The sequence below is a fragment of the Novosphingobium sp. PhB55 genome (genome assembly GCF_004368805.1).
Lineage (GTDB): Bacteria > Pseudomonadota > Alphaproteobacteria > Sphingomonadales > Sphingomonadaceae > Novosphingobium.
Map to the genome: position 1 here is coordinate 63,132 of NZ_SODQ01000010.1, position 26,528 is coordinate 89,659.

General features: G+C 67.5%; 18 protein-coding genes. 6 read left to right on the top strand and 12 right to left on the bottom strand.

Annotated elements, in window-relative coordinates:
• Nucleotides 1-57: 57 nt before the first annotated feature.
• The gene (locus EDF57_RS22515; RefSeq protein ID WP_134095935.1) at nt 58-3,066 is read right to left on the bottom strand and encodes a TonB-dependent receptor; all 3,009 of its coding nucleotides are present in this window, start codon (nt 3,064-3,066) and stop codon (nt 58-60) included.
• 150 nt (nt 3,067-3,216) lie between these two features.
• Entirely contained in the window at nt 3,217-4,698 is a 1,482-nt protein-coding gene (locus EDF57_RS22520) for a peptidase S10 (protein WP_134095936.1), read from the bottom strand.
• A 174-nt stretch (nt 4,699-4,872) separates the two neighbouring features.
• Here EDF57_RS22520 and EDF57_RS22525 point away from each other — a divergent pair, with 174 nt between their 5' ends.
• A complete protein-coding gene (locus EDF57_RS22525; protein ID WP_134095937.1) occupies nt 4,873-6,141 on the top strand; it encodes an aminotransferase class V-fold PLP-dependent enzyme in 1,269 nt (422 codons plus the stop codon).
• A gap of 16 nt (nt 6,142-6,157) precedes the next feature.
• Entirely contained in the window at nt 6,158-7,708 is a 1,551-nt protein-coding gene (locus EDF57_RS22530) for a peptidase S10 (protein ID WP_134095938.1), read from the top strand.
• 64 nt (nt 7,709-7,772) lie between these two features.
• Here the strand turns inward: EDF57_RS22530 and EDF57_RS22535 are convergent, their stop codons facing one another.
• The 4 genes from EDF57_RS22535 to EDF57_RS22550 form a co-directional block, all read right to left on the bottom strand.
• Entirely contained in the window at nt 7,773-8,243 is a 471-nt protein-coding gene (locus EDF57_RS22535; RefSeq protein ID WP_134095939.1) for a nuclear transport factor 2 family protein, read from the bottom strand.
• Nucleotides 8,243-8,869: a pyridoxamine 5'-phosphate oxidase family protein gene (locus EDF57_RS22540; protein ID WP_134095940.1), complete on the bottom strand. Its 627-nt coding sequence runs from the start codon at nt 8,867-8,869 to the stop codon at nt 8,243-8,245. The genes EDF57_RS22535 and EDF57_RS22540 overlap by 1 nt, the downstream gene beginning before the upstream one ends.
• 71 nt (nt 8,870-8,940) lie before the next feature.
• On the bottom strand, nt 8,941-9,924 hold the full coding sequence (locus EDF57_RS22545) for an alpha/beta hydrolase (RefSeq protein ID WP_134095941.1): 984 nt from the start codon (nt 9,922-9,924) through the stop codon (nt 8,941-8,943).
• Nucleotides 9,925-10,055: 131 nt separating this feature from the next.
• Entirely contained in the window at nt 10,056-10,934 is an 879-nt protein-coding gene (locus tag EDF57_RS22550) for a LysR family transcriptional regulator (protein ID WP_243841236.1), read from the bottom strand.
• 170 nt (nt 10,935-11,104) lie between these two features.
• Here EDF57_RS22550 and EDF57_RS22555 point away from each other — a divergent pair, with 170 nt between their 5' ends.
• Entirely contained in the window at nt 11,105-12,502 is a 1,398-nt protein-coding gene (locus EDF57_RS22555) for an aldehyde dehydrogenase (RefSeq protein ID WP_134095943.1), read from the top strand.
• 52 nt (nt 12,503-12,554) lie between these two features.
• Here EDF57_RS22555 and EDF57_RS22560 read toward each other — a convergent pair whose 3' ends face one another.
• On the bottom strand, nt 12,555-12,965 hold the full coding sequence (locus EDF57_RS22560; RefSeq protein WP_132268875.1) for a MarR family transcriptional regulator: 411 nt from the start codon (nt 12,963-12,965) through the stop codon (nt 12,555-12,557).
• Nucleotides 12,966-13,042: 77 nt separating this feature from the next.
• On the opposite strand from EDF57_RS22560, the gene EDF57_RS22565 reads away from it, so the two are divergent.
• From EDF57_RS22565 to EDF57_RS22575, 3 genes are all read left to right on the top strand, one after another.
• The gene (locus EDF57_RS22565) at nt 13,043-13,876 is read left to right on the top strand and encodes a p-hydroxycinnamoyl CoA hydratase/lyase (RefSeq protein WP_132268873.1); all 834 of its coding nucleotides are present in this window, start codon (nt 13,043-13,045) and stop codon (nt 13,874-13,876) included.
• A gap of 25 nt (nt 13,877-13,901) precedes the next feature.
• On the top strand, nt 13,902-16,025 hold the full coding sequence (locus EDF57_RS22570; protein ID WP_134095944.1) for an acetate--CoA ligase family protein: 2,124 nt from the start codon (nt 13,902-13,904) through the stop codon (nt 16,023-16,025).
• 85 nt (nt 16,026-16,110) lie between these two features.
• A complete protein-coding gene (locus tag EDF57_RS22575; protein ID WP_134095945.1) occupies nt 16,111-16,488 on the top strand; it encodes a VOC family protein in 378 nt (125 codons plus the stop codon).
• On the opposite strand, the gene mddA is transcribed toward EDF57_RS22575, so the two are convergent.
• From mddA to EDF57_RS22600, 5 genes are all read right to left on the bottom strand, one after another.
• Nucleotides 16,469-17,224 (bottom strand): methanethiol S-methyltransferase, encoded by a 756-nt coding sequence (mddA, locus tag EDF57_RS22580; protein WP_134095946.1) that lies wholly within the window; start codon nt 17,222-17,224, stop codon nt 16,469-16,471. The two genes, EDF57_RS22575 and mddA, sit on opposite strands and share 20 nt — an antisense overlap.
• 201 nt (nt 17,225-17,425) lie before the next feature.
• Nucleotides 17,426-19,939: an exo 1,3/1,4-beta-D-glucan glucohydrolase gene (locus EDF57_RS22585; protein WP_134095947.1), complete on the bottom strand. Its 2,514-nt coding sequence runs from the start codon at nt 19,937-19,939 to the stop codon at nt 17,426-17,428.
• Nucleotides 19,940-20,032: 93 nt separating this feature from the next.
• Nucleotides 20,033-22,336 carry a glycoside hydrolase family 3 protein gene (locus EDF57_RS22590; protein WP_166675364.1) on the bottom strand — a complete coding sequence of 768 codons (2,304 nt, stop codon included), beginning with the start codon at nt 22,334-22,336 and terminating at the stop codon, nt 20,033-20,035.
• On the bottom strand, nt 22,333-23,886 hold the full coding sequence (locus EDF57_RS22595) for a tryptophan halogenase family protein (protein ID WP_134095948.1): 1,554 nt from the start codon (nt 23,884-23,886) through the stop codon (nt 22,333-22,335). The genes EDF57_RS22590 and EDF57_RS22595 overlap by 4 nt, the downstream gene beginning before the upstream one ends.
• Before the next feature lie 22 nt (nt 23,887-23,908).
• Nucleotides 23,909-26,386, bottom strand: a complete 2,478-nt coding sequence (locus tag EDF57_RS22600) for a TonB-dependent receptor (protein ID WP_134095949.1) — start codon at nt 26,384-26,386, stop codon at nt 23,909-23,911.
• Nucleotides 26,387-26,528: the final 142 nt, after the last annotated feature.

Here is a 26,528-nt window from a genome sequence, read left to right on the forward strand (position 1 = left end):
TGCGTCGGGTGGCGGCGGCGCCGGGAAGGGAATGTTCCCCGGCGCCGCCGGAACCCGTCACATCTTCAGCTTGGCGCCGATCCAGAATCGGCGGCCGAGGATGTCGCCATAGGCGATCTGCGGGTAGGAAGGCGCTTCGTCGGTGAAGTTGTCGATGCCGGCGCGGAAGGTGATCGCGCCCGCTTCGACTTGCGCCGAGATCGAGTGCGTCAGGTTGCTGTCCAGCATCGGGTTGGGGTTGGTTTCGATCGTGGCGTCATAGGCGGCACGGGTCTTGTCGAGGTAGTAGGCCTGGTAGCTCACCCGCACCGGACCCCTGGTCCAGTCCAGGTTGAAGCGGCCTTCCCAGGTGGGCTTCTCGTACGTGTTGTCGGTGCGGATATAGTTCTCGCCGGTGACCGAGGTGGTCAGCAGCGTGTTGTGCGTGGCGTTGACGCCGACGTGGAAGGCGCCGATCCGGCCAGGCTCGAAGGTGTAGTCGATGGCGTAGACTTCGCCGCGATACTTGACGACGCCGGCGTTGAAGGTCGTGGTGGTGCCGGCCAGGATCGTGCCGCCCGGGCTTACGCCGTCCGAGGAGGCAATGCGCGAGAACGCATTGCAGACCGCCGGATCGGGGGTGGTGTTGTCATAGCAGGCGGCCGTGAAGTCCTCGGTGGTGAAGGCCGAGAGACCGTCCTTGAGGTCGATCTCGATGCGGTCCGCACTGATCGTCAGGCCGGGGATGAACTTGGGCTGGAGCACGATACCGTACGTGAAGGTATCCGAGATCTCGTTGCGCAGGTTCGGGTTGCCGCCCGTGGTGATGGTGGCGCGCTCGAAGTTCTCGGCCGGGTCCTGGAACCGGGCGAGGCGTTCGGCGGGGCTGAGGCCCGCATTGGTGCCGTCGGCCTCTACGCCGTAGTTCGCGTTCGCGGTGAAGGCGGCCAGGCAGTTGGCGTAGCGTACCGAAGGGTTGGCGCCGCTGTTGATGCGGTCGGCGTCGCAGGGGTCGTAGCCCACCGAACCGAGCGAGGTCGTCGTCGGCGCGAACAGCATCGCCAGGGTGGGCGCGCGGAAGTTGCGGCTGCGGCTGACGCGCAGGGTCACGCCGTCCACCGGCTGCCAGCGCAGGCCGAGATCCCAGACCTGCTCCTTGCCGGCGATCGAGTTGTCGACCAGGCGGCCCGCCGCGCTGGCTTCCAGCATGTGCACGATCGGCACGTTCATCGCGCTGTCGATCAGCGGGATCAGCAGTTCGCCGGAGAGTTCGTCGGTATTGTATCCGGCCGACTGCGCCATCTCCAGCGTGCCGCCGCCGAACAGGCCCTGCTGGTTGGCGGCGAGCGGGTTGTAGGAAACCTGCTCGTCGCGGTGCTCGTAGGCCAGGCTGAACTTCACCGTGCCGCCCGGCAGGCGGATCACGTCACCGCCGAGCGTGGCGAGAATGTCGGTCTGCTCGTTGCGATAGTCCAGTCCGGCGCGCACGCTTACGTACTTCTGCGCGGCCTTGGAGACATTGCCGTTGCCGAAGGGGTTGATCGGCGCGCAGGCCGCGTCGTCGTTGGTGGCATCGGCGTCGGCGTTGATGCCGCAGACGATCTGGCCGCCCGAGAGCACCGCGTCGATGGCGTTCGCGTACTTGGCGTTGTCCACTTCCCAGCGGCGCTGCGAACCGTCGACCCGGGCATAGCTGCCGGAAACCGACCAGTAGAAGTTGCGGCTTCCGGCCGAGAATTCACCGTCCACGCCGAGCAGGGCGCGATAGGTGTCGGTCTTGTAGCGCTGGAGATTGTCCGGCGTCAGGTCCTGGAAATACTTGGACAGGAACAGCGGCGCACCGGCCGCGAAGGCCGGGCGGGCGGCGGAAAGCGCGGCCTTGGCCTGGTCGGTCAGGTAGGGGTTGTCGATCGTGAAGACCACCGGCCCCGCGTAAGTGCCGAAGTTCAGGATCGTGCGGCTCTGGCCCTGCGGGATCTCGGTGCCTTCGGTATGGGCATAGAGCAGTTCGGTGCGCAGGGTGATCGCGTCGGTCAGGTCGTAGTGCGCGATCAGGTTGCCGGTGAAGCGCTGGACGCCGGTGCGCAGCCCCGCCAGGTCGCGATAGGCGAAGCCCTGTCCGCCGCTGGAGAAGGGAATGCCCACGCTGGTGCCGGGATCGTAGGGCACCACGTTGCCACTGGAATCGAACTGCAGCGGCGTGCCGTTCGACTGGGTCAGGAAGCGCGTGAAGGGGGCGGGCGTGTTGAACAGCACACCGTTCGAGTTGAATTCCCAGAAGTGCGCGTCGAGCAGTTCCTTGACCGAGGGAATGCCGTCGCTGGGGCCGGTATCGTCCGGGTTGCTCACCGTCAGGCGGCCCAGCGCCGAAAGCGGGCGCGCGGCGAACATCAGCGTAGGCGACTGGGCATAGTTCAGGTCGATGGCGACATTGCCGCGCCCGTCGGCGAAGTTCTTGCCCGCCGTGCCGCGCAGGCTGTAGGTGTGATAGTCCCCGCGCGAGGAAATGCCGTTCTGGCCATCGAGTTCGAGGCCTTCGAAGCTTTCCTTCAGCACGTAGTTGACCACGCCGGCGATGGCGTCCGATCCATAGACCGCCGCGCCGCCGCCCTGCACCACTTCGACCCGGTCCAGCAGGCCGAGCGGGATGATGTTGGCATCCACCTGGGCATCGCCCAGGCCCGAGGAGCTGGTCACCATGCGGCGGCCGTTGAGCAGGGTCAGCGTGCGCCCGGCGCCCAGGCCGAAGAGGTTGGGGAACTGCTGGCCCGAACCGCTGCCTTCGCCGCTGCCGTCGGCCTGGTTGAGCATGGGGCTGTTCGAAGTGAGCTGGTTCAGCGCTTCCGAAGCGCTGATATAGCCGCGATCCGCGATCGTCTGGCTGTCCACGACATTGAGCGGGGCGGTCTCGTCCGAGGCGTCGCGGCGAATGCGCGATCCGGTGACGACGATGTCCACGGCGGAGGCGCTGTCGTCGGCAGCCGGCGCGAGGTCCTGCGCGAAGGCCGGGGCGGCGAACAGCGCGGCGACGGCGGTGGAAACCATGAGCGCCGCCAGGCCGGCCCTCTCCATGCGTGACTGGATCATCGAACTACCCCTCATGTGCTCTATGCGTTTTTAATCCCTGAGCGAGAGACTAGCGCAGGCGGGCAGCGAGGGGGTTGCGTTGTGCGATGCGCGGGTGAGGCTGTTTGAATTGAAATTTCGCACCGAAGAGGAATCGCGAAATTTCTAGCCTCACTTTGCCGCGGGTTGTGAATTGCGGAAGAAGGCGGACAAGTCGCTGGCGAATTGCACGGCCTCTGCGGGTTCCTCGTACATCATGTGGCCGCCGCGATAGCAGTGCGCCGTGATCCGCTCCGCCAGGGCGGCGGGAAAATCGGCGGCGGCCTGCCGGTTGGCGGCGCAGCCGTTAAGCGAATCGTAAAGGCCGGTCGCCACCAGGACCCGCATGGCAGGCGCCTTCTCCAGAGCGCGCTGAACCCAGGGCTGCGATGCGCTGGGCGGGCCTTCGCCGGCCATCGCGCGGGCGAGCGATTCTTTGGTGATGGGCGATTGGTCGTATTGCCAGTCGTTGCCTACCGGCAGCTCCGGAATGTCGATCCCGGCGTATTGGCCCTGCCGATAGCCCAGCGTCTGGCGGTAGAAGGCCAGGATCGCGGCATCGCCGGCCTTGTCGTCGGCCGGCGGCGCGGTGCGGCGCATGTCGAAGATGCCCAGCGTCTTGCCCTCCGATGCCAGCAGCCTGGTGCGGAAGTCCCGCGGCGATACCCAGAGCGTCTTCGCGTCGATCGCGGCCGGTGCAAGTCCGGTATAGCGCGCCAGGCCGGCCACCACGCGGGCGCGGTCGCCGGGGGCATCGGGATGGGCCAGGGCGGGATACCAGACCTCCCGCGCCCATTGCTCGGCAGCGGCAAGGGTCCTGGCCGGCTTTGCCGCCAGCGCCGGGTCGAGCTTGCCGAGGGCGAGCGCCGTTGCCGTGCGATTGGGCAGGGTCAGCGCGCGCATCAGCGCCCGGTCGCGTTCCTCGCCCATCGGTATGCCGCCGGAAACGAGCGCGATCCCGGCGACCGGCTGGCCTGCGTCGATCAGGGCTTCCGCCACGCCGGCCGCGCGCCAGGTGCCGAAACTTTCGCCGACGAGATAGACCGGCGCCTTCTCGCGCCCCCGGCTCTTGAGAAAGTTCAGGATGAACGCCGTCGTGGCGGAAAGGTCTCCGGTGGTCGAATAGAGGCTCTTGGCCGCGCGTTCGGAAGCGGCCCGGCTGAAGCCCGTTCCGGCGGGATCGAGAAATACCAGGTCGGCCGCGGCCAGCGGGCTGCCGGGATTGTCCGCCAGCGCGGCGCCCCTGAGCGTTCGCGGGCCGAGGGCATGGAACTGCAGCAGGCGCGAATCCGCGCCGGGCCCGCCGTTCCACACGAAGGCGATGGGCCGGGTTTCGGGGCTTGCGGCCTTTGCGAAGTAGGCGGTGTAGAACAAGTCGGCCTGCTTGCCGGTCTGGCGGTCGCCGATCTCCATGGTCCCGGCACAGGCGGCATAGTCCATGCGGCCGAGCCGGGCCGAGGCACCGGATTCCGCAGGGGTGCAGGCGCTGCCCGCCGGTTCGGCATGGGCCGGGATGCTGTTCCCCAGAGTGGGGGTATTGGTCCCCAGTGCGGCGGCGATCAGGGCGGTGAAGATCCGTGCCGGGCGAGGCAGGCGGTTGGGCTTGGCAGGCATCTGGGACCTTTCACGGGGATCAGCTTCCCGCCGACCCTAGCCGAGTTGTGGAGGCAAGTTTATGCGCGAAGGGGGACGTCGCGCGATCACCTTCGGCACCCGTCCTTGACTGCCGATGCAGCAACGCCCGAAATGCGCAATTCTTATGCGCAAGCCTTTGCCTAGGATGCGTAAATGATCCAACGATCCGATTCGCCCGCCGAAACCGCACTTTCCCGTCGCACCTTGCTGCGCGGTTCGGCGCTCCTGCCGCTGGCCCCGGCGATGGCGGGAGAGGCCCTTGCGGCCGCGCCTGCCGCGGCCGGTTCGCTTTCGCGGGCGGGCGACTTCGCGCCCATGGCCAAGGTCTACCTCGATTCCGGCACCATGCATCCGGTGCCCTTGCCGGCCAAGGCATCGGTGGACGCCTATTTCCGGACCCGCACCGAAATGCGCGAGTGGTCCAGCCACGATACCGAAGTCCGCATCAAGTCCGCCTTCGCCCGCCTCATCAACGCAGCCCCGGAAGACCTCGCTTTCGTCCAGAGCACGACCGCGGGAGAGCAATCGATCGTCGATGCGCTCGACCTGCCGGCCGCCAAAGGCAGCGTGGTGACCGATACGCTGCATTTCTTCGGCTCGTTCTGGCTTTACGACCAGCTTGGCAAGCAAGGCGTGGACGTGCGCTGGATCCGGCCGACGGACGGCCGGATCGATCCCGATGCCTACGAGAAGGCGATCGGTCCCGATACGAAGCTGGTCAGCCTCTCGCTCGTCTCCACCTACAACGGCTTCGAGCATGACCTGAAGCGCATTTGCGAGATCGCCCATGCCCGCGGCGCGCTGGTCTATGCCGACATCATCCATGCGGCGGGCACCGTGCCGATCGACGTCAGGGCCACCGGCGTCGATTTCGCGGCGACGGCCAGCTACAAGTGGCTCATGGGCGATTTCGGGCTGGGCTTCCTCTATGTCCGCCCGGACCGGCTGCCGCGCCTCAAGCGCAAGCGCTTCGGCTACTATCAGCTCGATGGCTTCAACCCGCACGTCTATCCCTACGACCAGCCCGGCGAGACTATCGCCGACATGACGCCGCGCAGCGATGCCGAAGGCCTGTTCGCCATGGGCACCCATTCGCACGCGGTGATGGCCCAGCTCGACTGGTCCCTGGCGAAGCTGCTGGAGCTGGGCGTGGACAATATCATGGCCCATCGCCAGCCCCTGCTGCGCCGCCTGCACGAGGCGCTGCCGGCCAAGGGTTACACGGTCGTCACGCCGCGCGACTGTCGCAGTCCCTTGCTCACATGCGTCCTGCCGGATGCGCACAAGGCGCTGGCCGAGCCGCTGAACCGGGCCGGGGTGGCGATCACGCTCAGCCGCAACCGGTTCCGCATCTGTCCTTCGTGGTTCAACACGATGGACGACATCGAACGCCTGATCGCCGCGCTGCCGGCTTCCTCCTGATCCGGAACCAGACCCCATGTCCGCCAAGAAGACCGTTTTCCTGCGTTCCAGCCTGCTAGCCCTGTCCGCGCTCCTGCCTGTGGCCGCGCTCCTGCCCGCGGGTCCGCTGCTGGCGCAGGACGAAAGCCTGCCGATGCCGCCGGTATTCCTCAAGGCCATGGAGCCGATGGTGGAGCGTCCTGCCGCCAGCGACAGGGTCGTGCTCACCCGCCACGAGGGAACCTTCGGCGGCCGAAAGCTGGGCTATGACGCGATCGTCACCGAAACGCCGGTGGCGAACGCCAAGGGGCAGACGGCGGCGGTGGTCGTCACTTACGCTTATGTCGCGCGCAATGCGGCCCATGCGAAGCACACCGGGGCGCGTGCGAAGCGGCCGGTGCTGTTCTTCTTCAACGGCGGCCCCGGCGCATCGTCCTCGCCGCTGCACCTCAACGCCTTCGGCCCGCGCCGGATCGTCGGCAAGGGTGATGCCGCGCGGCTGGACGACAATCCGCACAGCCTGCTCGACGTGGCCGACCTGGTGTTCATCGATCCGCCGGGCACCGGCGCTTCGATGCCGGTGAAGGGCGCCGATGCCACCAGCCTGTTCTCGGTCTCCGGCGATGCCGCCGCCGTGGCCGACGTGGTGCAGCGCTGGCGCCGGGCCAATGGCCGCACCGATGCGCCTTTCGCGATCGTGGGCGAAAGCTACGGCACCGCACGGGCGCTGGCCATGCTCGATGCCGAAAGCAAGGCGAAGCTGCCGCTGCCCAACGGCGTGGCGCTGTTCTCGCTTTCGCTGGGCGACAACGACGGCCCCGTGATCTCCGACGTTTCGCTCCTGCCCACGCTCGCCGCCGTCGCCTGGTATCACCAGGCCGTCGACCGCAAGGGCAAGTCGGTGGCGGAGCACTTCGCCGAAGCCCGCGCCTTTGCGGAGAACGACTATGCCCGCGCCCTCATCGCCGGCGCGTCGCTGCCGGAGGCCGACCGGGCGAAAATCGCCGCACGCATCTCGGAACTGATCGGGATCCCCGCGGCGACGCTGGAAAAGGACGGGCTGCAGCTGGACCGGCAATCCTTCATGCTCGGCCTGCTTTCCGCCAAGGGCCTGCGCACCGGCCAGCTCGACGGCCGCGCGACGCGGGCCATTGCCGAATCCAACATGCACCCGCCCTTCGACGATCCTTCCATGACGCTGGGCGGGGAGACCGGCCATCTGATCGCCGACTACATCGGCAAGGACCTGGGCTATCCCTTGCCGAGCGCCTATCGCACGCTCAACCTGGGCATCAACTTCAAGTGGGACTGGGGCCGCGGCGAAGTCTATCGCACCGTGCGCTTCGCGCCCTTCCTGGCCAGGGCCATGGCCGACAAGCCGGACATGAAGCTGATGACGGTGGGCGGTTACTACGACATCACAACGCCGGTCGCGGCGGGGCAGTTCGCGCTCGACCATGCCGGGATCGGGCCGGATCGCCGCACCTCGAAGACTTATGCGGCGGGCCATTCGGTGTTCGAGGACGAAGGCGAACTGACGCGTTTTGCCGCGGACATGCGTGCCTGGGCCGGGACGCTGGGCCGCTGAACGTCCCGATGTGCCGGGCCGGGTGCGCTGACAGGCCACACCGCGCCCGGCGCAGCGGATATCGTCAGAGCCCGAGGTCGCTGAGGCCGCGGTGCTCGTCCGGACGGCGCCCGAGCGGCCAGTGGAACAGCCGGTCGGCCTCGGCGATGGGGGCATCGTTGATGCAGGCCAGGCGTCTGCGCATCAGGCCATCGGCGTCGAACTCCCAGTTCTCGTTGCCATAGGAGCGGAACCAGTCGCCGCTGTCGTCGTGCCATTCGTAAGCGAAGCGCACGGCGATGCGGTTTTCGCGGAAGGCCCAGAGTTCCTTGATCAGCCGGTAGTCGCGCTCGCGCTGCCATTTGGCGGTGAGGAAAGCGATGATGGCCGGGCGTCCGTTCAGGAATTCGGCGCGATTGCGCCATGCGCTGTCAGGCGTATAGGCCAGCGCGACCCGGGCGGGGTCGCGGCTGTTCCAGCCATCCTCGGCCAGGCGCACTTTCTCGGCCGCGCTTTCGGCAGTGAACGGCGGCAGCGGCGGGCGCGGGTTTTCCATCATGCGTGTCCTTCTTCCAGGCGGCTGCGCAGGGCTGCGTTCTCCGCCTCCAGTTCGGCCATCCGCTCGTGCAACGGGCGGACCGCCTGTTCGATTTCCCGCTCGGTGAAGCGGGGCGTGATGTGCTGGGGGCAGTTCCAGTCGAACGCCGCCAGCCGCAACCGGAAGATCCGCTCCGGCCGCGCCTTGTAGCCGGGGTCCATGACGAGATCGGTCAGCGCCGCATCGGCGTCAAGCGAGAGCTTCTCGACATGGGCATAGATCTTCAGCCGCATGCGGCGCGGATAGTCCATCAGGATCAGGCAGGCCCGGTCGTTCGCGGCCAGGTTGCCGGTGCTGATGTACTGGCGGTTGCCGCGATAGTCGGCGAAGGCCAGCGTCCGTTCGTCCACCAGCTTGAGGAAGCCGGCGGGGCCGCCGCGATGCTGGACATAGGGCCAGCCGTCCTCGGATACGGACCCCATGTAGAAGCTGTCGCGCGCGGCGATGAAGGCCGCCTCGTTCGCGGTGAAGCGGTCGAATTCGCGGTCTCCCTCGAAGTGGGCCCATTGCCGGTCGGCGCCCATTTCCGCCTGGGCCGCGCGAACGCTGGGCGTCATGGCGATATCCAGAAATCCGTAGGACATGGTCCATCTCCAAAGCGATGACGGGTGGTAAAAGGGTGCCGGGCGGGTGCCCGGCCCCCTTGTGGCCCGGATCAGCGGGTCGCCACCTCACGGTCGAGGAAGCTGCGGATGAGCGGCGCCATCTCGTCCAGCTTGTCCTCCAGCGCGAAGTGCCCGGTGTCGAGGATGTGCATTTCGGCCTGGGGCAGGTCGCGCAAGTAGGGATGAGCGCCGGACTCGGGGAAGATCATGTCGTTCTTGCCCCAGACGATCAGCGTCGGCGGCCTGTGTTCGCGGAAGAACTGCTGGAACGCGGGATAGAGCGGCACATTGGTGCGGTAGTCGTAGAACAGGTCGAGCTGGATCTCGCGGTTGCCCGGCCGGTCGAGCAGGTCCTGGTCGTGGACCCAGTTGTCCGGGCTGATGCGGGTGACGTCGCGGACGCCGTCGGTGTACTGGAAGCGGGTGGCTTCCGGCGTGACGAGCCAGGCCTGCGCCTCGCGGTCCTCGGCCGATCCGCTCTGCCAGTAGGTCTTGATCGGGTCCCAGAACGCGCCGAGCCCCTCGTCATAGGCATTGCCGTTCTGCACGATCAGTCCGGTGACGCGCTCGGGGTGCTTCAGCGCCAGCCGGTAGCCCACGGGCGCCCCGTAATCCATGACATACATGGCATAGTGCGCGGCGCCGATCTGCTCCAGCAAGGCGTCGACCAGGTCGGCATAGTGGGCGAAGCTGTAGTCGAAGGCGGTGTGGTCCGGTGCGTCGCTCTGGCCGAAGCCGGGATAGTCCGGCGCGATCACGCGGTAGCCGTCCGCCAGCAGCGGGATCAGGTTGCGGAACATGTGCGAAGAGGTGGGGAAGCCGTGGAGCAGAAGCACCACCGGAGCGTCCGCCGGGCCGGCTTCGCGATAGGCCATCGTCAGGCCTTCGACCGTGGCGGTGCGGTAGTGGATGGCGGCGGAGGCCGCATTGTGGGCCGCGGCGGAGGCCGTATTGTGGGCGGCGGCGGAGGCCGCATTCTGGGTGGCGGCTTGGAACGTCTGGGGGAGCGGAGCGGGGATCAGGGGCTTGGTCATGTCTTCCACTTTCGTGAGAGCGGCCGAGCGAGCTGCGTCAGCCTCTGATGGAAGAAGTAGTTCTTATGCCCGATCTCGATAATCGGGTGTCTGCGGAACTCATTGTTCCTATTTGAGGAATAATGACTCCGTCACTGCAACAGGTCGTTGCCGCGCAGGCGCTGGACGGCCAGGTCCACGAAAGCCCGCACTTTGGCTGTGGCATGCCGCCCCTCGGCATGGACGACGTGGATCGGCATCGGGCTTTCGGCATGATCGTCCAGCACGGACTGCAGGCGCCCCGCCGCCAGCGCCGGGCCGACCTGGTAGGACAGCACGCGGGTGATGCCCCAGCCCTGCTCGGCGGCGGCGATGGCGGCCTGGTTGGTATTGCACAGCAGCCGCGGGTGCACGGTCACGCGGGTCCGTCCGTCGGGGCCGAAGTGCCACTCCGGGGAGACCCAGGCGCCGGTCGGCACGATCACGCGGTGATCCGCCAGATCGGCTGGGGAGCGAGGCACGCCGTGCCGCTCGAAATAGGAAGGCGCGCCGCAGATCGTCCGCCGCACCCAGCCCACGCGCGTGGCGCTGAGGCCCGAGGCGGGGAGATGCCCGATCCGCACGGCGACATCGATCCCTTCCTCGACGATGTTGACGCCCCGGTCCACGAAGAGGCTGCGGCCGGTGACGCTCGGGAACATGTCGAGATATTCCAGCAGGATCGGCAGGACGTGCATCTGTCCGAACATGATCGGCCCGGTGACGATGAGCGTGCCGGTGGGATTGCCGTGCGATCCCGCCGCGGAAGCCTCCGCTTCGGCGATGTCGGCCAGGATGCGGCGGCAATCCTCGAAATAGCGCTGGCCGGCCTCGGTCATCTTCACCGATCGCGTCGTTCGCGCCAGCAGCCTGACCCCGATGTCCTCTTCCAGGCCCGATACCGCCCGCGTGACGGCCGGCGGGCTGAGATGCATCTGCCGGGCCGCCTCGACGAAACTCGCCGTTTCCGCCACCCGGACGAAGATCCTCATGGCTTGCCACCGGTCCAATTCCACATCCTTCAGCCATGCAACGCTGGGCGGACGATGCGCGGAACAGGGCCTGCCGGTCAACGCCTTGCGGCCGTCAGCCGATGCGCCCCGCTTGCATGGGCTGGTTTAATGCTATAGCCAATAGCTAAATCTTTGGGAGAATCCACGCCATGAAGTTCGAGCGCATCAATCCGCTGACCGGCGACGTCGCCTCCAGCGCAGAGGCCATGACGGCCGAACAGATGCCTGCGATCGCCGCCCGGGCCGGCGCTGCGCAGCCTGCCTGGGGCGCGCTGGGGCCGAATGCGCGCCGCGCGGTGCTGCTGCGGGCCGCCGATGCGCTGGAAGCGCGCAAGGACGCGTTCGTCGATGCCATGATGGGCGAGATCGGCGCGACCGCGGGCTGGGCCATGTTCAACCTGACGCTGGCCGCCGGGATCGTGCGCGAGGCGGCCTCGCTGACCACCCAGATCACCGGCGAGATCATCCCCTCGGACAAGCCGGGCTGCCTGGCCATGGCGATCCGCGAGCCGGTGGGCGTGATTCTGGGCATTGCGCCCTGGAACGCCCCGATCATCCTGGGCGTGCGCGCGATCGCCGTGCCGCTCGCCTGCGGCAATGCCGTGATCCTCAAGGCCAGCGAGCAATGCCCGCGCACCCATGCCCTGATCATCGAGGCTTTCGCCGAGGCCGGATTCCCCGAGGGCGTGGTCAACGTCGTCACCAATGCCCCGGCCCAGGCGGCCGAAGTGGTGGGCGCGCTGATCGATGCGCCTGCCGTGAAGCGCATCAACTTCACCGGCTCCACCGCGGTCGGCAAGATCATCGCCAAGCGCGCGGCCGAGCATCTCAAGCCCTGCCTGCTCGAATTGGGCGGCAAGGCGCCGTTCGTGGTGCTGCACGACGCCGACCTGGATGAGGCGGTCAAGGCCGCGGCATTCGGCGCCTTCATGAACCAGGGCCAGATCTGCATGTCGACCGAGCGGATCATCGTGGTCGATGCGGTGGCGGACGCCTTTGCGGAGAAGTTCGCCGCGAAAGTCTCCACCATGACCACGGGCGACCCGCGCGAGGGCAAGACCCCGCTCGGCGCCGTGGTGGACCGCAAGACCGTGGACCACGTCAATGCGCTGATCGCCGATGCCGCCGACAAGGGAGCGCGCATCCTCACGGGCGGCGCGGCGGACAGCGTGCTCATGCCCGCGACCGTGGTGGACGGCGTGACTTCGGCGATGAACCTCTACCGCGACGAGAGCTTCGGCCCGGTCGTCGCCATGATCCGCGCGCGGGACGAGGACCACGCCGTCGAACTGGCCAACGACACCGAATACGGCCTTTCCGCCGCTGTCTTCACCCGCGACACCGCGCGCGGGCTGGGCGTCGCGCGGCGCATCCGATCCGGCATCTGCCACGTCAACGGCCCGACCGTGCATGACGAGGCGCAGATGCCCTTCGGCGGCGTCGGCGCCTCGGGCTATGGGCGCTTCGGCGGCCGGCAGGGCCTGGACAGCTTCACCGAGACCCGCTGGATCACGGTGGAAACGCAGCCGGGCCACTACCCGATCTGAGGGAACCGAGAGCGGGGCAACCCGCTCTCCACTTCGGCGGCGCGCCCGCCGCCTATCGCCAGATGGCGTTGAGCGCGGGGAGCAAGTGGTCGCGGTGCTCGGCGGGCACGCGGTCCAGCAGCTTCTGCTCGAACGCTTCGATCACTTCACCGAGTTCCGTGACTTTTGCCGCCCCTTCGGGCGTAAGCATGATCGCCAGCGATTTGCCGTCCAGCGGCTCGCGGCGGATCCAGCCGGCCGCTTCCAGCCGGTTCAGCAGCGGCACCATGTTGGCGCGCTGGATGTCCAGCGTCTTGCCGATCTGGCTGCTGGTGAGGTCCGAACGGTCCTGGACCAGCAGCAGCACGGCAGCCTCGGTGATGCGGAAACCGCGATCGCCCAGCAGGTCGCCCAGTTCGCCCATCACGGCATTGGCGGCGCGGCGCAGCGCATAGCCCGGCAGTTGCCCCAGAAGATCGGTCATGGTCCCTCGTTGTTTATGCTATTGACGATAGCAATCGTGTTGCTATGCATGACAGCAATCAAGGAAAGAGGATAGCCATGCAAGACCGCGCTGAAACCGATACCGTTTCCTACACCGTCGAAAACCGCATCGCCTGGGTTTCGTTCAATCGCCCCGAGAAGCGCAATTGCATGAGCCCCAGCCTCAACCGGCGCATGAAGGAAGTGCTCGACGAGCTGGAATTCCGCGACGACGTGGGCGTCCTGGTGCTGACCGGAGAGGGCACCGCCTTCTCGGCCGGCATGGACCTCAAGGAATACTTCCGCGAAAACGAAGAGAAGGGCCTCGGCCATGTCCGCAAGGCCCAGCGCGAAGCCTATGGCTGGTGGGAACGCCTGCGCTGGTACGAGAAGCCGACGATCGCGATGGTCAACGGCTGGTGCTTCGGCGGCGCTTATGGCCCGCTGTTCGGCTGCGACCTGGCGGTTGCCGCGGAAGACGCGCAGTTCGGCCTGTCCGAAATCAACTGGGGCATCCTGCCCGGCGGCGGCGCCAGCAAGATCATCGTCGAGCTGACCGGCTTCCGCAACGCCATGTACCACGCCATGATGGGCGAGAACATCGATGGCCGGAAGGCCGCCGAATGGGGCCTCGTCAACGAAGCGGTGCCGGCGGAGAAGCTCAAGGCGCGCGTGACCGAAGTGGCCACGGTCCTGCTCGGCAAGAACCCCGTGGCGCTGCGCGGCACCAAGTGGGCGATCCGCCGGGTGAGCGAGATGACCTTCGACAATTCGATGGACTACCTCGTGCGCACGCAGGAAGCGGCGAACTTCTTCGATGGCGAGGGGCGCAAGGAAGCCACTCGTCAATTCATCGACGACAAGACGTACAAGCCCGGTCTCGGCGCCTACGATCTGAACAAGGCGCGCTGAGCGCCAGGCCCTGGGAGAGGCAGCGATGAACGAAAGAACCCTGCCGAGGGACGCGATCGCGCGTCTGCTGCGGCCGCGCTCGGTCGCGGTGGTGGGTGCAAGCGACAAGCCCGGGGCGCTCGGCGCCTCGGTGCTGGGCAATCTCGACCGCAACGCGTTCGCGGGGGAGGTCTATCCCATCAACCCCAAGCGCGAGACGATCGGTTTCCGCACCTGCCTGCCTTCCGTGGAGGCTCTGCCCGAAGGCGTCGACGTGGCGGTCCTGGCGATCCCGCAGGCAGGCGTGGTGGACGCCGTGCGCGGTCTGGCCGTGCGCGGCTGCGGCGGCGCGATCATCTTCTCGGCAGGCTTTGCCGAGGGCGGTGAAGAGGGCAAGGCGCAGCAGGCGGAAATCGCCCGCATCGCCGCCGAGCACGGCATGGTGATCGAGGGCCCGAACTGCCTGGGCCTGGTCAACCATGTAGACGGCATACCGCTGACCTTCGTGGAGACCGACACGGTCGCCCCGTCGGGCCGCCGCGCGGTGGCGGTGGTGTCGCAATCGGGCGCGATGGCGGCCGTGCTCTGCACCACCTTCCAGGCGCGCGACCTGGCGATCAGCTATTCGGTTTCGACCGGCAACGAGGCCGCCAGCGGCGTCGAGGACTATGTCGACTGGCTGGTCGAGGATGGCGACACCCAGGTCATCGCCATGATCGTGGAGCAGTTCCGCCGTCCCGCGCGCTTCCTGGCCGCGGCGCGCCGTGCCCGCGCGGCAGGCAAGCAGGTGGTGCTGCTGCACCCCGGCAAGTCCAGCGCCGCGCGTGAGTCCGCCGCGACTCATACCGGGGCCATGGCGGGCGACTACAAGCTGATGCGCCGCAAGGTGGAGCGGGCCGGCGTGGTCTTCGCAGAAACGCTGGAAGAGCTGGGCGATATCTCCGAAGTGCTCCTGCGCGCGCCCGCGCTGGCGCAGGCGGAGCTGGCGGTGCTGGGCGAGTCCGGCGCCTTCAAGGCGCTGACGCTCGATCTGGCGGAAGAGCTGGGCATTGCCCTTGCGCCGCTGGGCGATGCGGATTCCCCGGCCCTGCGCGCCGCGCTGCCGCCTTTCGTGCCGGTCAGCAATCCACTCGACATCACGGCGCAGGGGTTGAGCCAGCCGGAGATATACACCCATACGCTGGCCGCTCTGCTGGACGATCCGCGCGTCGGCGGCGTGGTGGCGGGGATCATCCAGACCGATCCCGTGACGTGCGCCATCAAGGTGCCCGCGATCCTGGCCGCGCTGGAAGGCCGCACGATCGACAAGCCGCTGGTCTTCGCCGGACTGGACGAAGGCGCGCCGATCCCACCCGAGCATATCGCCGCGCTGCGGGCGCGGGGCATCCCCTGCTTCCCCAGCAACGAGCGGGCCTTCCGCGCGCTCGCGCGGCTGGGGGCGCTGGCGGCACGCGACCTCAAGGCGGCAGAGACGGCCCCGATGCCGGTGCCGGGTCTGCGCGACCGCGAGGGCGTGATCGCCGAGTACCGCGCGAAGGAACTGCTGGCGCCGCTCGGCTTCGCGTTCCCGGCAGGGCGCTTCGCGGACAGCGCCGAGGCTGCCGTCTCGGCTGCCGATGCGGTGGGCTATCCGGTGGCGATGAAGGCCCAGGCGGCGGCGCTGGGGCACAAGAGCGACGCGGGCGGGGTGATCCTGGGGCTGGCGGATGCCGATGCGGTGGCCCAGGCGTGGACGCGCATCCATGCCAATGTCGGCGCCTACGATGCCGCGCTGGTGCTGGACGGCGTTCTCATCGAGAAGATGGGCGCACGCGGGCTGGAAATGATAGTCGGCGGTCGCAACGATCCCGAGTGGGGCCCGGTGGTCCTGGCCGGGTTCGGCGGCGTGACGGCGGAAATCCTGCAGGACGTGCGCCTGTTCACGCCCGACATGACGCAGGAGCAGATCGCGGCGGAGCTGATGGAGCTTGAAAGCGCGCCGCTGCTGGCCGGCTATCGCGGATCGCCGGCCCTCGATGTACGGGCGCTGGCGCGGCTGGTAGCGCAAGTGGGCGCGATCCTGGCGGCAGAGCCTTCGCTGGCGGAGATCGACCTCAACCCGGTGATCCTGCATCCCACTGGGCAGGGTGCGGTGGCGCTGGATGCGCTGATGCTCGTCAGTCCCGCCTGACGGGTCGGACCGTCATCCGGTTCCGGCGAAGCGGCAGCAAAGCCCCCGCGCCGGAACCGGATCGCCCGGCGCTCGTTCCCCGGGCATGCTCCATCACGTTTCCCTCGGCACGTCCGACCTCGCCCGCGCCCGCGCCTTCTATGACCCGGTCATGCGCGAGCTGGGGCTGTCGCGGACCCTGGATGTGGATGAGGCGGTCGGCTACGGGGCGGGGATCACCGTGTTCAGCCTCAACCTCCCGGCAGATGGCGGCGCGGCGACGCCGGGCAACGGCGTCCACATCGCTTTCGAAGTGGAAGCGCGCGCGGCGGTGGAGGCGTTCTTCCGCGTGGCGATCGCCAGCGGCGGCAGCGCCGACGGGGCACCCGGACTGAGGCCGGAGTACGACCGTCACTACTATGCCGCCTTCGTGCGCGATCCCGACGGCAACAAGATCGAGGCGCTCACTTTCGCGGCGGCCTAGAAGTTTTCCCCGGGAACCGCGGCACCAGCATGCCCACGCGCAGCCGATAGCTCTCGTAGTCGTGGCCGAACAGATGCACCAGGTCGCGCTCCTCGTAGCGGATGGCGATCAGGATATAGGCCGAGATTCCCAGCGCCAGCAGCAGGTGGCCGGCGGTCATGGTCGGCGCGGCCCAGAAGGCCAGGAAGAAGCCCGAATAGAGCGGATGGCGCACGACGCGGTAGAACAGCGGCTGGCGCATGCGCGGGGCGGCGGGCGTTCCTCCGCGCGCGTGGCGGATGACCTGGCTCAGGCCGAAGAGTTCGAAGTGATCGATGAGGAACGTGCTCGTCAGCACGATCACCCAGCCCGCGGCGAACAGCGCCCAGACCAGCGCGCGGGGCGTCGGGCCGGAAAGATCCCAGACGACCGCGGGGATGGGCCGCCACAACAGGAACAGCACGATCAGCGCGAGGCTGGCAAAGAGCACATATGTGCTGCGCTCGATCGGGGGCGGGACGATCCGGGTCCATCGCCGCTTGAAGCCCTGCCGCGCCATCACGCTGTGCTGGACGCCGAACAGCGCGATCAGCGCCAGATCGAGCACCACTGCCGCCGCGAAAGGAGCGCCCGGTCCGCGGTCCACCGTGAAGGGAAGACCCGGAACATTGCCGAGGAAGCCGATCAGATAAAGGAAAGTCGCCAGGAACAGTCCGTAGACGACCAGGGCGTAGACCAGAAAAGCTGCCTTGTGCATGGCGAGGTCCCAACGTCAGGGGCCAGCACCATGGCCCGGCAAGAGGGCCCATCGTCAGGGTAACGGACCCTTTCTGCGCAGGCCGACGCTTGCAGGCCGGGCCTACGCGTGCAGGACGGATTAAATCACTTCTGCGGGTGGAACTCAATATGTCCGAAGGGCCGAAAAGCGGGGGAGATGCGTTCCGGCCCCTTGCGGGCCTCAGCCGCCGCAGGCGTTCATCGGCATCGAGACATAGTCCAGCTTCACATCGGAGATGGCGATGGCGAACGGTCCGGTGGCGGACAGCACCAGCGGCGCGGTGAGGGCGTGCATGTCGGCGCCGCGGCTGGCGAAGCATTGCAGCGGGATGGCGAACGTGGTCCAGGTGCCCGGCGCCGCCTTGGCCAGCGTCTGCGTGAGCGGGACTCCCACCGTCTTGCCGCCGCTCTCCATGCCCAGCGTGACCGGGCCGGTGGGCTTGCCGTCCAGCCGGTACTGGATCACCAGGCTGATCTCTCCGTTGCTCTCGCGCGAGAGGTCGATGGGGCGGGGCGCGACGATGGCGACGCGGCCTGTTGCCGTGCCGCTTCCCGCCTTGCCGCCCGGCTCTCCCCAGGTGAACAGGCGGGCATCTTCCTGCGCGCGCCGGTCCACGCCGGTTTCCTTGACCAGCTGCGTGTCGAACTGCCAGCCCGGAGGAGTCCGCCCGGTGCCGTAGAACGTGCCGGGAGTCGCCTCGGTCATGCCTGCGGGGCGGGTTTCGTCCAGCTTGCCCACTTTGCCGGGGCGGGCATAGGAAAGGCCGTAGCCGAACGCGAACAGGGGATCGTAGCCCGGATCGCGGCGGTTCAGCACATATTGGTCGGGGCGCTTGGGCCAGGAGAAGCTGAGCTTGCCCTTGAAGTCGTGAGCGACCGCGCCGTCGGCCCTGGCGAACAGCACGTCGGCCACGCCGCCGCCCTCGCTGCCCGGCAGGAAGGCCGCGACGAAGGCGTCCGAGGCGTTCAGCTCCGCATTCACCCATAGCGGCCGGCCAGACAGGAACACGGCGACGACCGGAATGCCCGCCGCCTTGAGGCGCTTCAGCATCGCCAGGTCCGGCTTGTCTCCGGGGCTGTATTCCAGGTTGGGAATGTCGCCCTTGAACTCGGCATAAGGAGTTTCGCCGAAGACCACGATCGCGGCGTCGGGCTTCTTCGCGAATGTGCCGTCCGGCGCGTAAGTCGCGGTGCCGCCTGCAGCCTTCACGGTGTCCTCGATGCCCTTCCAGATGGTGGTGGCATTGGGGAACGCGGAGTTGGGCAGGTCCGCGCCCTGCCAGGTGATCGACCAGCCGCCGGCCTGCTGGCTCACGCTGTCGGCCGCCTTGCCCGCCACCAGGATATTGGCGCTGGGCTTCAGCGGTAGCACGCCCTCGTTCTTGAGCAGGACCAGCGATTCCTGCACCGCCTGCCGCGCAATGGCCTTGTGGGCGGCGCTGGCGATCACGTCGAACTTGCCGGCCGCCACGCGGGACGAGGGGCGGCCGCGCTCGAACGTACCCGCGCGCAGCTTCACGCGCAGGATGCGGCGCACGGCATCGTCCAGGCGGGCCATGGGAATGGTGCCGTCCTTCGCCTCGCGCAGGGTGTTGTCGTAGAGCTGCTTCCAGCCCGGCCCGGAATACATGAACATGTCCAGCCCGGCGTTGATCGCCTGGGGGCAATCCTCGTTGGTGCAGCCTTCGACCTGCCCATGGCTGTTCCAGTCGCCCACCACGAAGCCGTCGAAGCCCATGCGGTCCTTCAGCACGCCGGTGAGGAGCGACTTGTTGCCGCTCATCTTTGCGCCGTTCCAGCTGGAGAAGCTGGCCATGACCGACTGGGTGCCGGCCTCGATCGCGGCGGGATAGCCGCCGAGATGGACGTCGCGCAGAACCTCTTCGGAAATCCGCGTGTCGCCCTGATCCCGGCCGCCGGTGCCGCCGTCGCCCAGGAAATGCTTGGTGGTGGCGATCAGGTGGTTGGGGGCGAGGAAGTCCTTGGTGCCGACTTTGCCCTGCACGCCTTCGATCATGGCGCCGGCATAGTCCGCCGCGATCTCCGGCTCTTCGCCATAGCTTTCGTACGTGCGGCCCCAGCGGTCGTCCTGCACGACGGCGAGCGTGGGCGCGAACGTCCAGTCGAGCCCGGCCGCCGCCGTTTCCAGCGCGGTCACTTCACCGATCTTGCGGATGAGATCGCGGTCCCTGGCGGCGCCAAGGCCGATGTTGTGCGGGAAAAGCGTGGCGCCGACGATGTTGTTGTTCCCGTGGACCGAATCCGTGCCCCAGATGATGGGAACCTTCGGGCGAGAATCGCTGCGGGTCATCGAGGCGTCGTAGAACTCGTCCGCCAGCTTCAGCCACTTGGCGGGCGAGGCATATTCGTCGTCATAAGGGCCGCTGTTGCCGCCGTTCAGCACCGAACCGATCTTGTAGGTGACCACGTCCGCGGGCTTGATCGAGCCGATGTCGACCTGGATGATCTGGCCGACCTTGTCTTCCAGGGACATCGCCTGGATCAGCGCATCGACGCGCTTTTCCACTTTGGGATCGCGCTTCGGCTGGGCGTTCACCTTGGGCCAGATCGCCGGATTGGCCACTGGGGAGGCTGCCTGAGCGGCGGCCTGAGGAGACGCAGATTGCGCGCCCGCCGCTCCGGTCAGCGCCAGGGCGAGGATCGACAGGGAAGCGGCTGGGAAACGGCGGGTCATGAGGTCTCCTGTGAGGGCGGGCGTCAGGATGGGGCTGTGGCGGCGCTCCGACGGGAAGCCGGTGCCGCCGCCGGGGGTATCAGGGCTTGGTCGTCACGGCCTGGCGGTCACCCGGTCGAGATTGGCGGCGCCTTCGAGAGCGGCGTCACCGGCGAAGTGGCCGATGCGCAGGCGATAGGCGCCGGCATCGACGATCCAGCCGGGCGCGGCGTTGTCGAAACGGGCGATCACGCGCGGGTCGACGGTCAGCGAGACGTGACGGGTCTCGCCGGGCTTGAGCCAGACCTTCTCGAACCCGGCCAGGCGATAGGCGCTCGTGCCTGCGGCGCTTTTCGCCTCGACATAGAGCTGCGGCACGTCGGCGCCCTCGCGCTTGCCGCTGTTGGTCACGTCGAAGGCGACGGTCAGCCTGGCGCCGCCGGACACCTTGAGGTTGGCGTAGCGGAAGCTGGTGTAGGTAAGGCCGAAGCCGAAGGGGAACAGCGGCTTTTCGTTCTTCGCGGCATACCAGCGGTAGCCGACATCGGCGCCCTCCGGGTAGTCGACCGGGAAGGAGGCGACGCCGCCGCTCATGCCGTAGACGGTCTTGTCCCCGGCGCTGCGCCGCGCTTCGGCGGCGTGGAGTTCGGCCAGGCCGAGCGGCTGCGGGCGCGGGGCCTGATCGATGCCGACCGGGAAGGTCATCGGCAGGCGGCCCGAAGGATCGACCGCGCCGAACAGGATATTGGCGATCGCCTCGCCCCCGCGCTGGCCGGGATACCAGGCCTGGAGAATGGCGGGCACGCGGCTGACCCAGGGCATGAGCACCGGGCCGCCGGCCTCGACCACCACCAGCGTCTTCTTGTTGGCGCCGGCGACGGCCTCGATCAGCGCGTCCTGGTTGTCGGGCAGGGCCATGCTCTCGGGGTCCTGCGCCTCGGTGCGCCAGGCCCACGCGAAGACGAGCGCCATGTCCGCGCCCTTCGCGGCGGCGGCTGCCGCCTTGGGGTCGCTGCCGTCGACATACGTGACGCTGGCGCCCGGCGCGAGGGCCTGGATCGCTTTCAGCGGCGAGGAGGCATGCCAGGTGATCCGCGCGAAGGAAGCGGCGGCGCCCTTGGTCAGGGGGATTTCGACCGGCGCGCCGCCTACGGAGCGGACCTGCGAGGACCCGCCGCCCGAAAGCACGCCCACGTCCGCATGGGCGCCGATCAGCACGATCTTCTTCGCGGTCCTGGCGAGAGGCAGCAGGTCGCCCTGGTTCTTGAGCAGGACGATGCCTTCCTCGGCCGCGCGCTGGGCGACTTCGGCGTGAGCCGCATAGTCGATCTGCTGGGCGCTCTCGGGAACGGGGTTGTCCATCAGGCCGCTGTCGATCACGCCGAACAGGATGCGGCGGACCATGTCGTCAAGGCGGGCCATCGGGATGCGCCCGGCCTTCACCGCTTCGGCGAACCTGGTGTCGAAGAACATCTGGTCGTCCAGTTCCTGGCCGGAATCCTGGTCGAGGCCATTGATGGCGGCCTTCTCGGTGGAATGGACCGCGCCCCAGTCGGACATGACCCAGCCCTTGTAGGCCCAGTCCTGCTTGAGCACCTTGTTCAGCAGCCAGTCGTTCTCGCAGGCATAGTCGCCATTGACCTTGTTGTAGGCGCACATGACGGAGGCGGGCTGGCCGGCCTCGATGCCGAGCTGGAAGGCCAGCAGGTCGCTCTCGCGCAGTTCGGCGGTGCCGATCCGGGCATCGAGCACGGTGCGGCCGGTCTCCTGCGAGTTCAAGGCGAAGTGCTTGATGGTGGAGACGATGTGGTTGCTCTGCACGCCCTTGATGTGCTCACCCACCATGACGCCGGCGAGCAGCGGGTCTTCGCCGAGATACTCGAAATTGCGGCCGTTCCAGGGGTCGCGGGTCAGGTTGACGCCGCCGGCCAGCAGCACGTTGAAGGTCTTGGCGCGGGCTTCGGCGCCGATCATCGCGCCGCCTTCATAAGCGAGCTTCGGGTTGAACGTGGCGGCGGTGGCGATGCTGGCCGGGAGCGCGGTGGCGACGTCGCCCTTGCGCTGCTCGATCTGGTTGGCGACGCCGAGGCTGGCGTCGCTCTCCCGCAGGGTCGGGATGCCTAGGCGCGGAATGCCGGGAATATGGCCGGCAGAGGGGATCATCGCGATGGGCACCGCCGGCTTGGCCAGCGGCGGGAAGAACCCGTGGACCAGCTGCAGCTTCTCTTCCAGCGTCATCTGCTTGACGAGGGCATCGGCGCGGGCCTGGGAGGACGGCGAGGTCGCGGCGGACGTGGAGGCCCCAGCACTCTGGACAGGCGCGCTCTGGACAGGCGCGTTTTGAGCCAGCGCCGGTGCGCTCAGGCTGGCGCCGGCCATGAGGCCGGCGATCAGGGCAGTCTTGGTGGCAGAAATCATCGGAAAACCTTGTTGGGCTGGGGGGCCGAGCGAGCGTGATAATGGTCGAGAAGGGCGCGGTGGTCCGGCAGGGCACCGCGGGCGCCGGCATGGGCGCTGCGGACGCGGGAGAAGACATCGCGCGCGGCGGCGCCACCGGGATAGCGGGCCGCTCCGGCGGAAAGGCTGGTTTCGAAGCCCATGCCGTAGAGGATGTAGTGGTAGCTTGGCGGCAGGAAGGTCTCGAGATCCACCACGAAGTCGAAGCGCGAGGGCGGGCGGTGGCGCCACTGCGCCAGCATGTCCTGCAAGGCTTCGGGGATGGAGGCCGGATCGGCATTGTCGCGCCAATAGGCGGTGTCGGTGCGCCGGGTGATGCAGTAGTGCAGCTTGAGGAAATGGACGATGCGCTCGAAGCGGGCCGCCATCAGCCGGTTGAAGCTGCGCGCGGCAGCATCGCGGGCGGCGCGGCTGCCGGGAACGAGGAACTCGCCGATCATCTTGAGCGCGGCCTCGATCAGCATGATGCCGGTCGATTCCAGCGGCTCGAAGAAGCCGGCGGAAAGGCCCACGGCCACGCAGTTGCCGATCCACTGGGTCTCGCGGTAGCCGGTTTCGAAGCGCAGCTGGCGCGGGGTCAGGCTGTCACCTTCGCTGCCGACATAGCGGCGCAGGGTCGCTTCCGCCTCTTCGTCCGAGCAATGGCGGCTGGAGTAGACATAGCCGATGCCGCGGCGCTCGCTGAGGCCGATGTCCCAGGTCCAGCCCGCTTCGTGCGCGGTGGCCAGAGTATAGGGGCGCACCGGCGCGCCGGGTTCGGCATAAGGCACCTGCATGGCCAGGGCGCGGTCGTTGAACAGGCTGCCGGCGCAGGAGGTGAAGCCCGCTCCCAGCGTCTGGCCGATCAGCAGCGAGCGGAAGCCCGAGCAATCCAGGAAGAAGTCGCCTTCCACGCGGCGGCCATCGGCCAGCACGAGCGCGGCGATATCGCCATCGCCCGCACGCTCCACGGTTGCGACGGTTCCTTCGATGCGGTCGACCCCGGCGGCGACGGATATGTCGCGCAAGTAATCGGCAAAGCGGGCCGCGTCGAAGTGGTAGGCATAGTTCATCGGGCCGGAGAAGTCGGGGTCTTCGACCCGCTTGGGACCGCGTCCGGCGCGGATCACCTGTTCCTGCACGGTGACGGCATCGGCCCAGGGCAGGCGCTGGCCGCTGTCATCGGCGATCCAGTGCGGCAGCAGCGCTTCGTCTTCGCCGCCCACGGGCAGGTTGAACGGATGGAAATAGCTGTCGGTGCCGGTGGCCCAGCCGTCGAACAGCACGCCCTGCTTGAAGGTGGCGTCGGCGCGGACCAGGAATTCCGCCTCGCTGATCCCGAGGCCCGCCAGTGTCGTGCGGATCGTGGGAAAAGTCCCTTCCCCCACGCCGATGATGCCGATTTCGCTGGATTCGACCAGCGTGACGTTCGGCAGCTTCAACGTGCGGGAAAGGTAGGCGGCGGCCAGCCAACCGGCCGTACCGCCGCCCAGGATGACGACGCGACCGGAGGAGGGATAGTCGGTCGTCATGTTCTTTCCTTTCAGCTCGCTATCAGAAGTTCGCGCTGGCGCGCACACCCCAGGTCCGCGGCGGCTGCAGGTTCGAGAGGAACACCGGATCGTAGCGCGGCGCGCCGAAGGCACCGGCACCGGTACGGATATGCCCGTTCTCGATGTTCTGGACGAAGGCTTCGACCGAGTACCTGCCGTCTGCCGGGCTGAACCGGAGCGAGGCGTCGGAACGGAAGTAGGCCTTCTGCTTGTCCCACGACGTGCCGTTGGTGCCGCGGTCGGGCATGTTGTCGGCCGGATCGTTGACGTTCACGAACGGATTGGCGTCGCCGTTGAAGTAGCTCAGCCAGCTCTTGGTTTCGTAATGGGTGGTGAAGCGCGGGGTGATCCGGGCTCCGCTCGCCAGTTCGAAATCATGCTCGTAGCTCAGCGTGGCCGAGAAGCGCGGCGCGTGGGCCAGTTCGTTGCCCTGCAGCTGCACGATGGAGGACGCCTTGCCACCGTCGTAGAGACGGCCGTCGACGCTTTCCAGATCGTCCAGCTTGGTCTTCTGCAGCGTAGCCGAGAAGTTCAGGCGGTCGTTGGCGGTGAAGGCGGCATTCATTTCCGCTTCCAGGCCGTAAGCCTTCGCGCCCTTGGCGTTCTGGGTCACGATCTGGCTGCGCACCACGTTGCCCGCATCGTCGCGGAAGGTGACGGCCTGGTTGACCTGGTATCCCTTGAAGTCGGAATAATAGGCCGCCAGGTTGAGCGTCACGGCCCGGTCGAGCAGGCGGGTCTTGAGGCCGACTTCGTAGTTGGTCAGGGTTTCCGGATCGGTCAGACCGGCATTGTCCTGGATGTTGCCCGACTTGAAGCCGGTGGAGATGCTGGCATAGCCCAGCGTGTCCTCGGCAAGATCGGCATCGACGCGGGCGAGGTAGGTCAGCTTGTCCCACTTGCCCTTCACGTCGTTGTTCGAGATCGAGAAGCCGGGCAGCAGGGCCACCAGTTCCGCGGCCGAAGCATCGGGATAGGCGCCGAAGATGCCGGTGGTGCAGGCGCCGCCGGGTGCCTTGTCGGCATCGGTGCAGCCGTCGCCCGAGAACGTGACGTTACGGCCGCCGATGTCCTGCTTCTTGTCCGAGGTGTAGCGCAGGCCGCCGGTCAGGCGCAGCCAGTCGGTGGCGTGCCACACGGTCTGGCCGAACACGGCGCGGCTGTCGATCTGGCGATTGGCCTGGATGAAGCTGCCCGCCCAGCTGAACGTACCGTCGCGGTAGCCGTTGCGCTGGTCGATGTCGAAGCGGATCTTGTTCTTCTCGTGGCTGTAGTAAGCGCCCAGGATCCAGTCGAGTTCGTTCTCGCCGCTCGACTTGAGCTGGAGTTCGTGGCTCTGGAAGTCATAGCGCGACGACAGCGTGGCGTTCTCGTTGAAGGCGCCGAGCGGCAGGTCGTTGCCGTCCGCATCCACCTGGCCGGTCGGGGGTAGGGCGCCCGCATCGGCATCGGTGCGGGTGCTGCCGCCGATGCGCGACCAGCCGGCGATGTAGCTGAGCTGGACGCCGTCCGTGATGTCGTAGTTCATCGTGCTGCGCACGGCGACCGAATAGCGGTCGGTGCTGGGCGCGGTGTCGCTCAGGGTGGACCAGCGCTTGGTGCCCGCGCGCGGGGTCTGGAGCAGGCCGATCACCGGCGCGCCATTGTCGAGGAAGCCTTCCGCCGACAGGTTCCAGCTGAACTTCTCGCTCGGCTGCCAGAGCATCGAGACGCGGCCCGACTGCTGGTCGGCGGCATAGTACTTCTTGCCCGAAGTGACGAAGGCCGACTTGTTGATGCCGGCGATGTCAGGCGCGGCCTGGTAGTCGGCATAGCCGTCGTGGCGGTCGCTGACGAAGGCGACGCGGAAGGCCAGGGTGTCGGTGACGGGGATGTTGATCGCACCGCGCACGCCGAGACGGTCGTAGTTGCCGGCGGTCACTTCGACATTGCCGCTGAACTCACCGAGCTTGGGCTTGGCCGAGATCAGGCTGAGCGCGCCGACGGTGGCGTTGCGGCCGAACAGCGTGCCCTGTGGGCCGCGCAGCACTTCCACGCGTTCCATGTCGTACATCAGTACCGAGGCGCCCTGCGAGCGCGGCGAGTAGATGCCGTCGATGTAGATGGCGACTTCGGGGTCGGCCACTTCGGTATAGGCACTGTCGTTGCCGATGCCGCGCAGGGTCAGCAGCACGGCCGACTGGTCGCCCTGCTGGTTGAACTGCAGCGAAGGCACGAAACGGGCCAGGTCGGTAACGTCCTTGACGCCGTTCTTGGTCAGCGTTTCCTGGCTGAAGGCCGAAATCGCGATCGGCGTCGACTGAAGAGTCGTTTCGCGGCGCGTGGCCGTGACGATGATGTCACCGTTGGAAGCAGCCGACGACGCCTGTTGCGCCGAATTCTGGGCAGGTGCTGTGGCATCCTGCGCGTGGGCTGCGGTGGAAATGGAAAATAGGCAAGCCGCGAGCGCTGTGCCCGCGACGAGATCGTGCCTCGTCATGTCATCCTCCCAGATGGTTTGTACCTTGTGAGCGGCTGATGGCCGCAATCTGACATCGATGTCAAGCGCATTTGAAAACGGTTCGGCAACGATTTGACATCGATGTCAGATTGTGGATTTCATGACACATCATTTCCGCGAT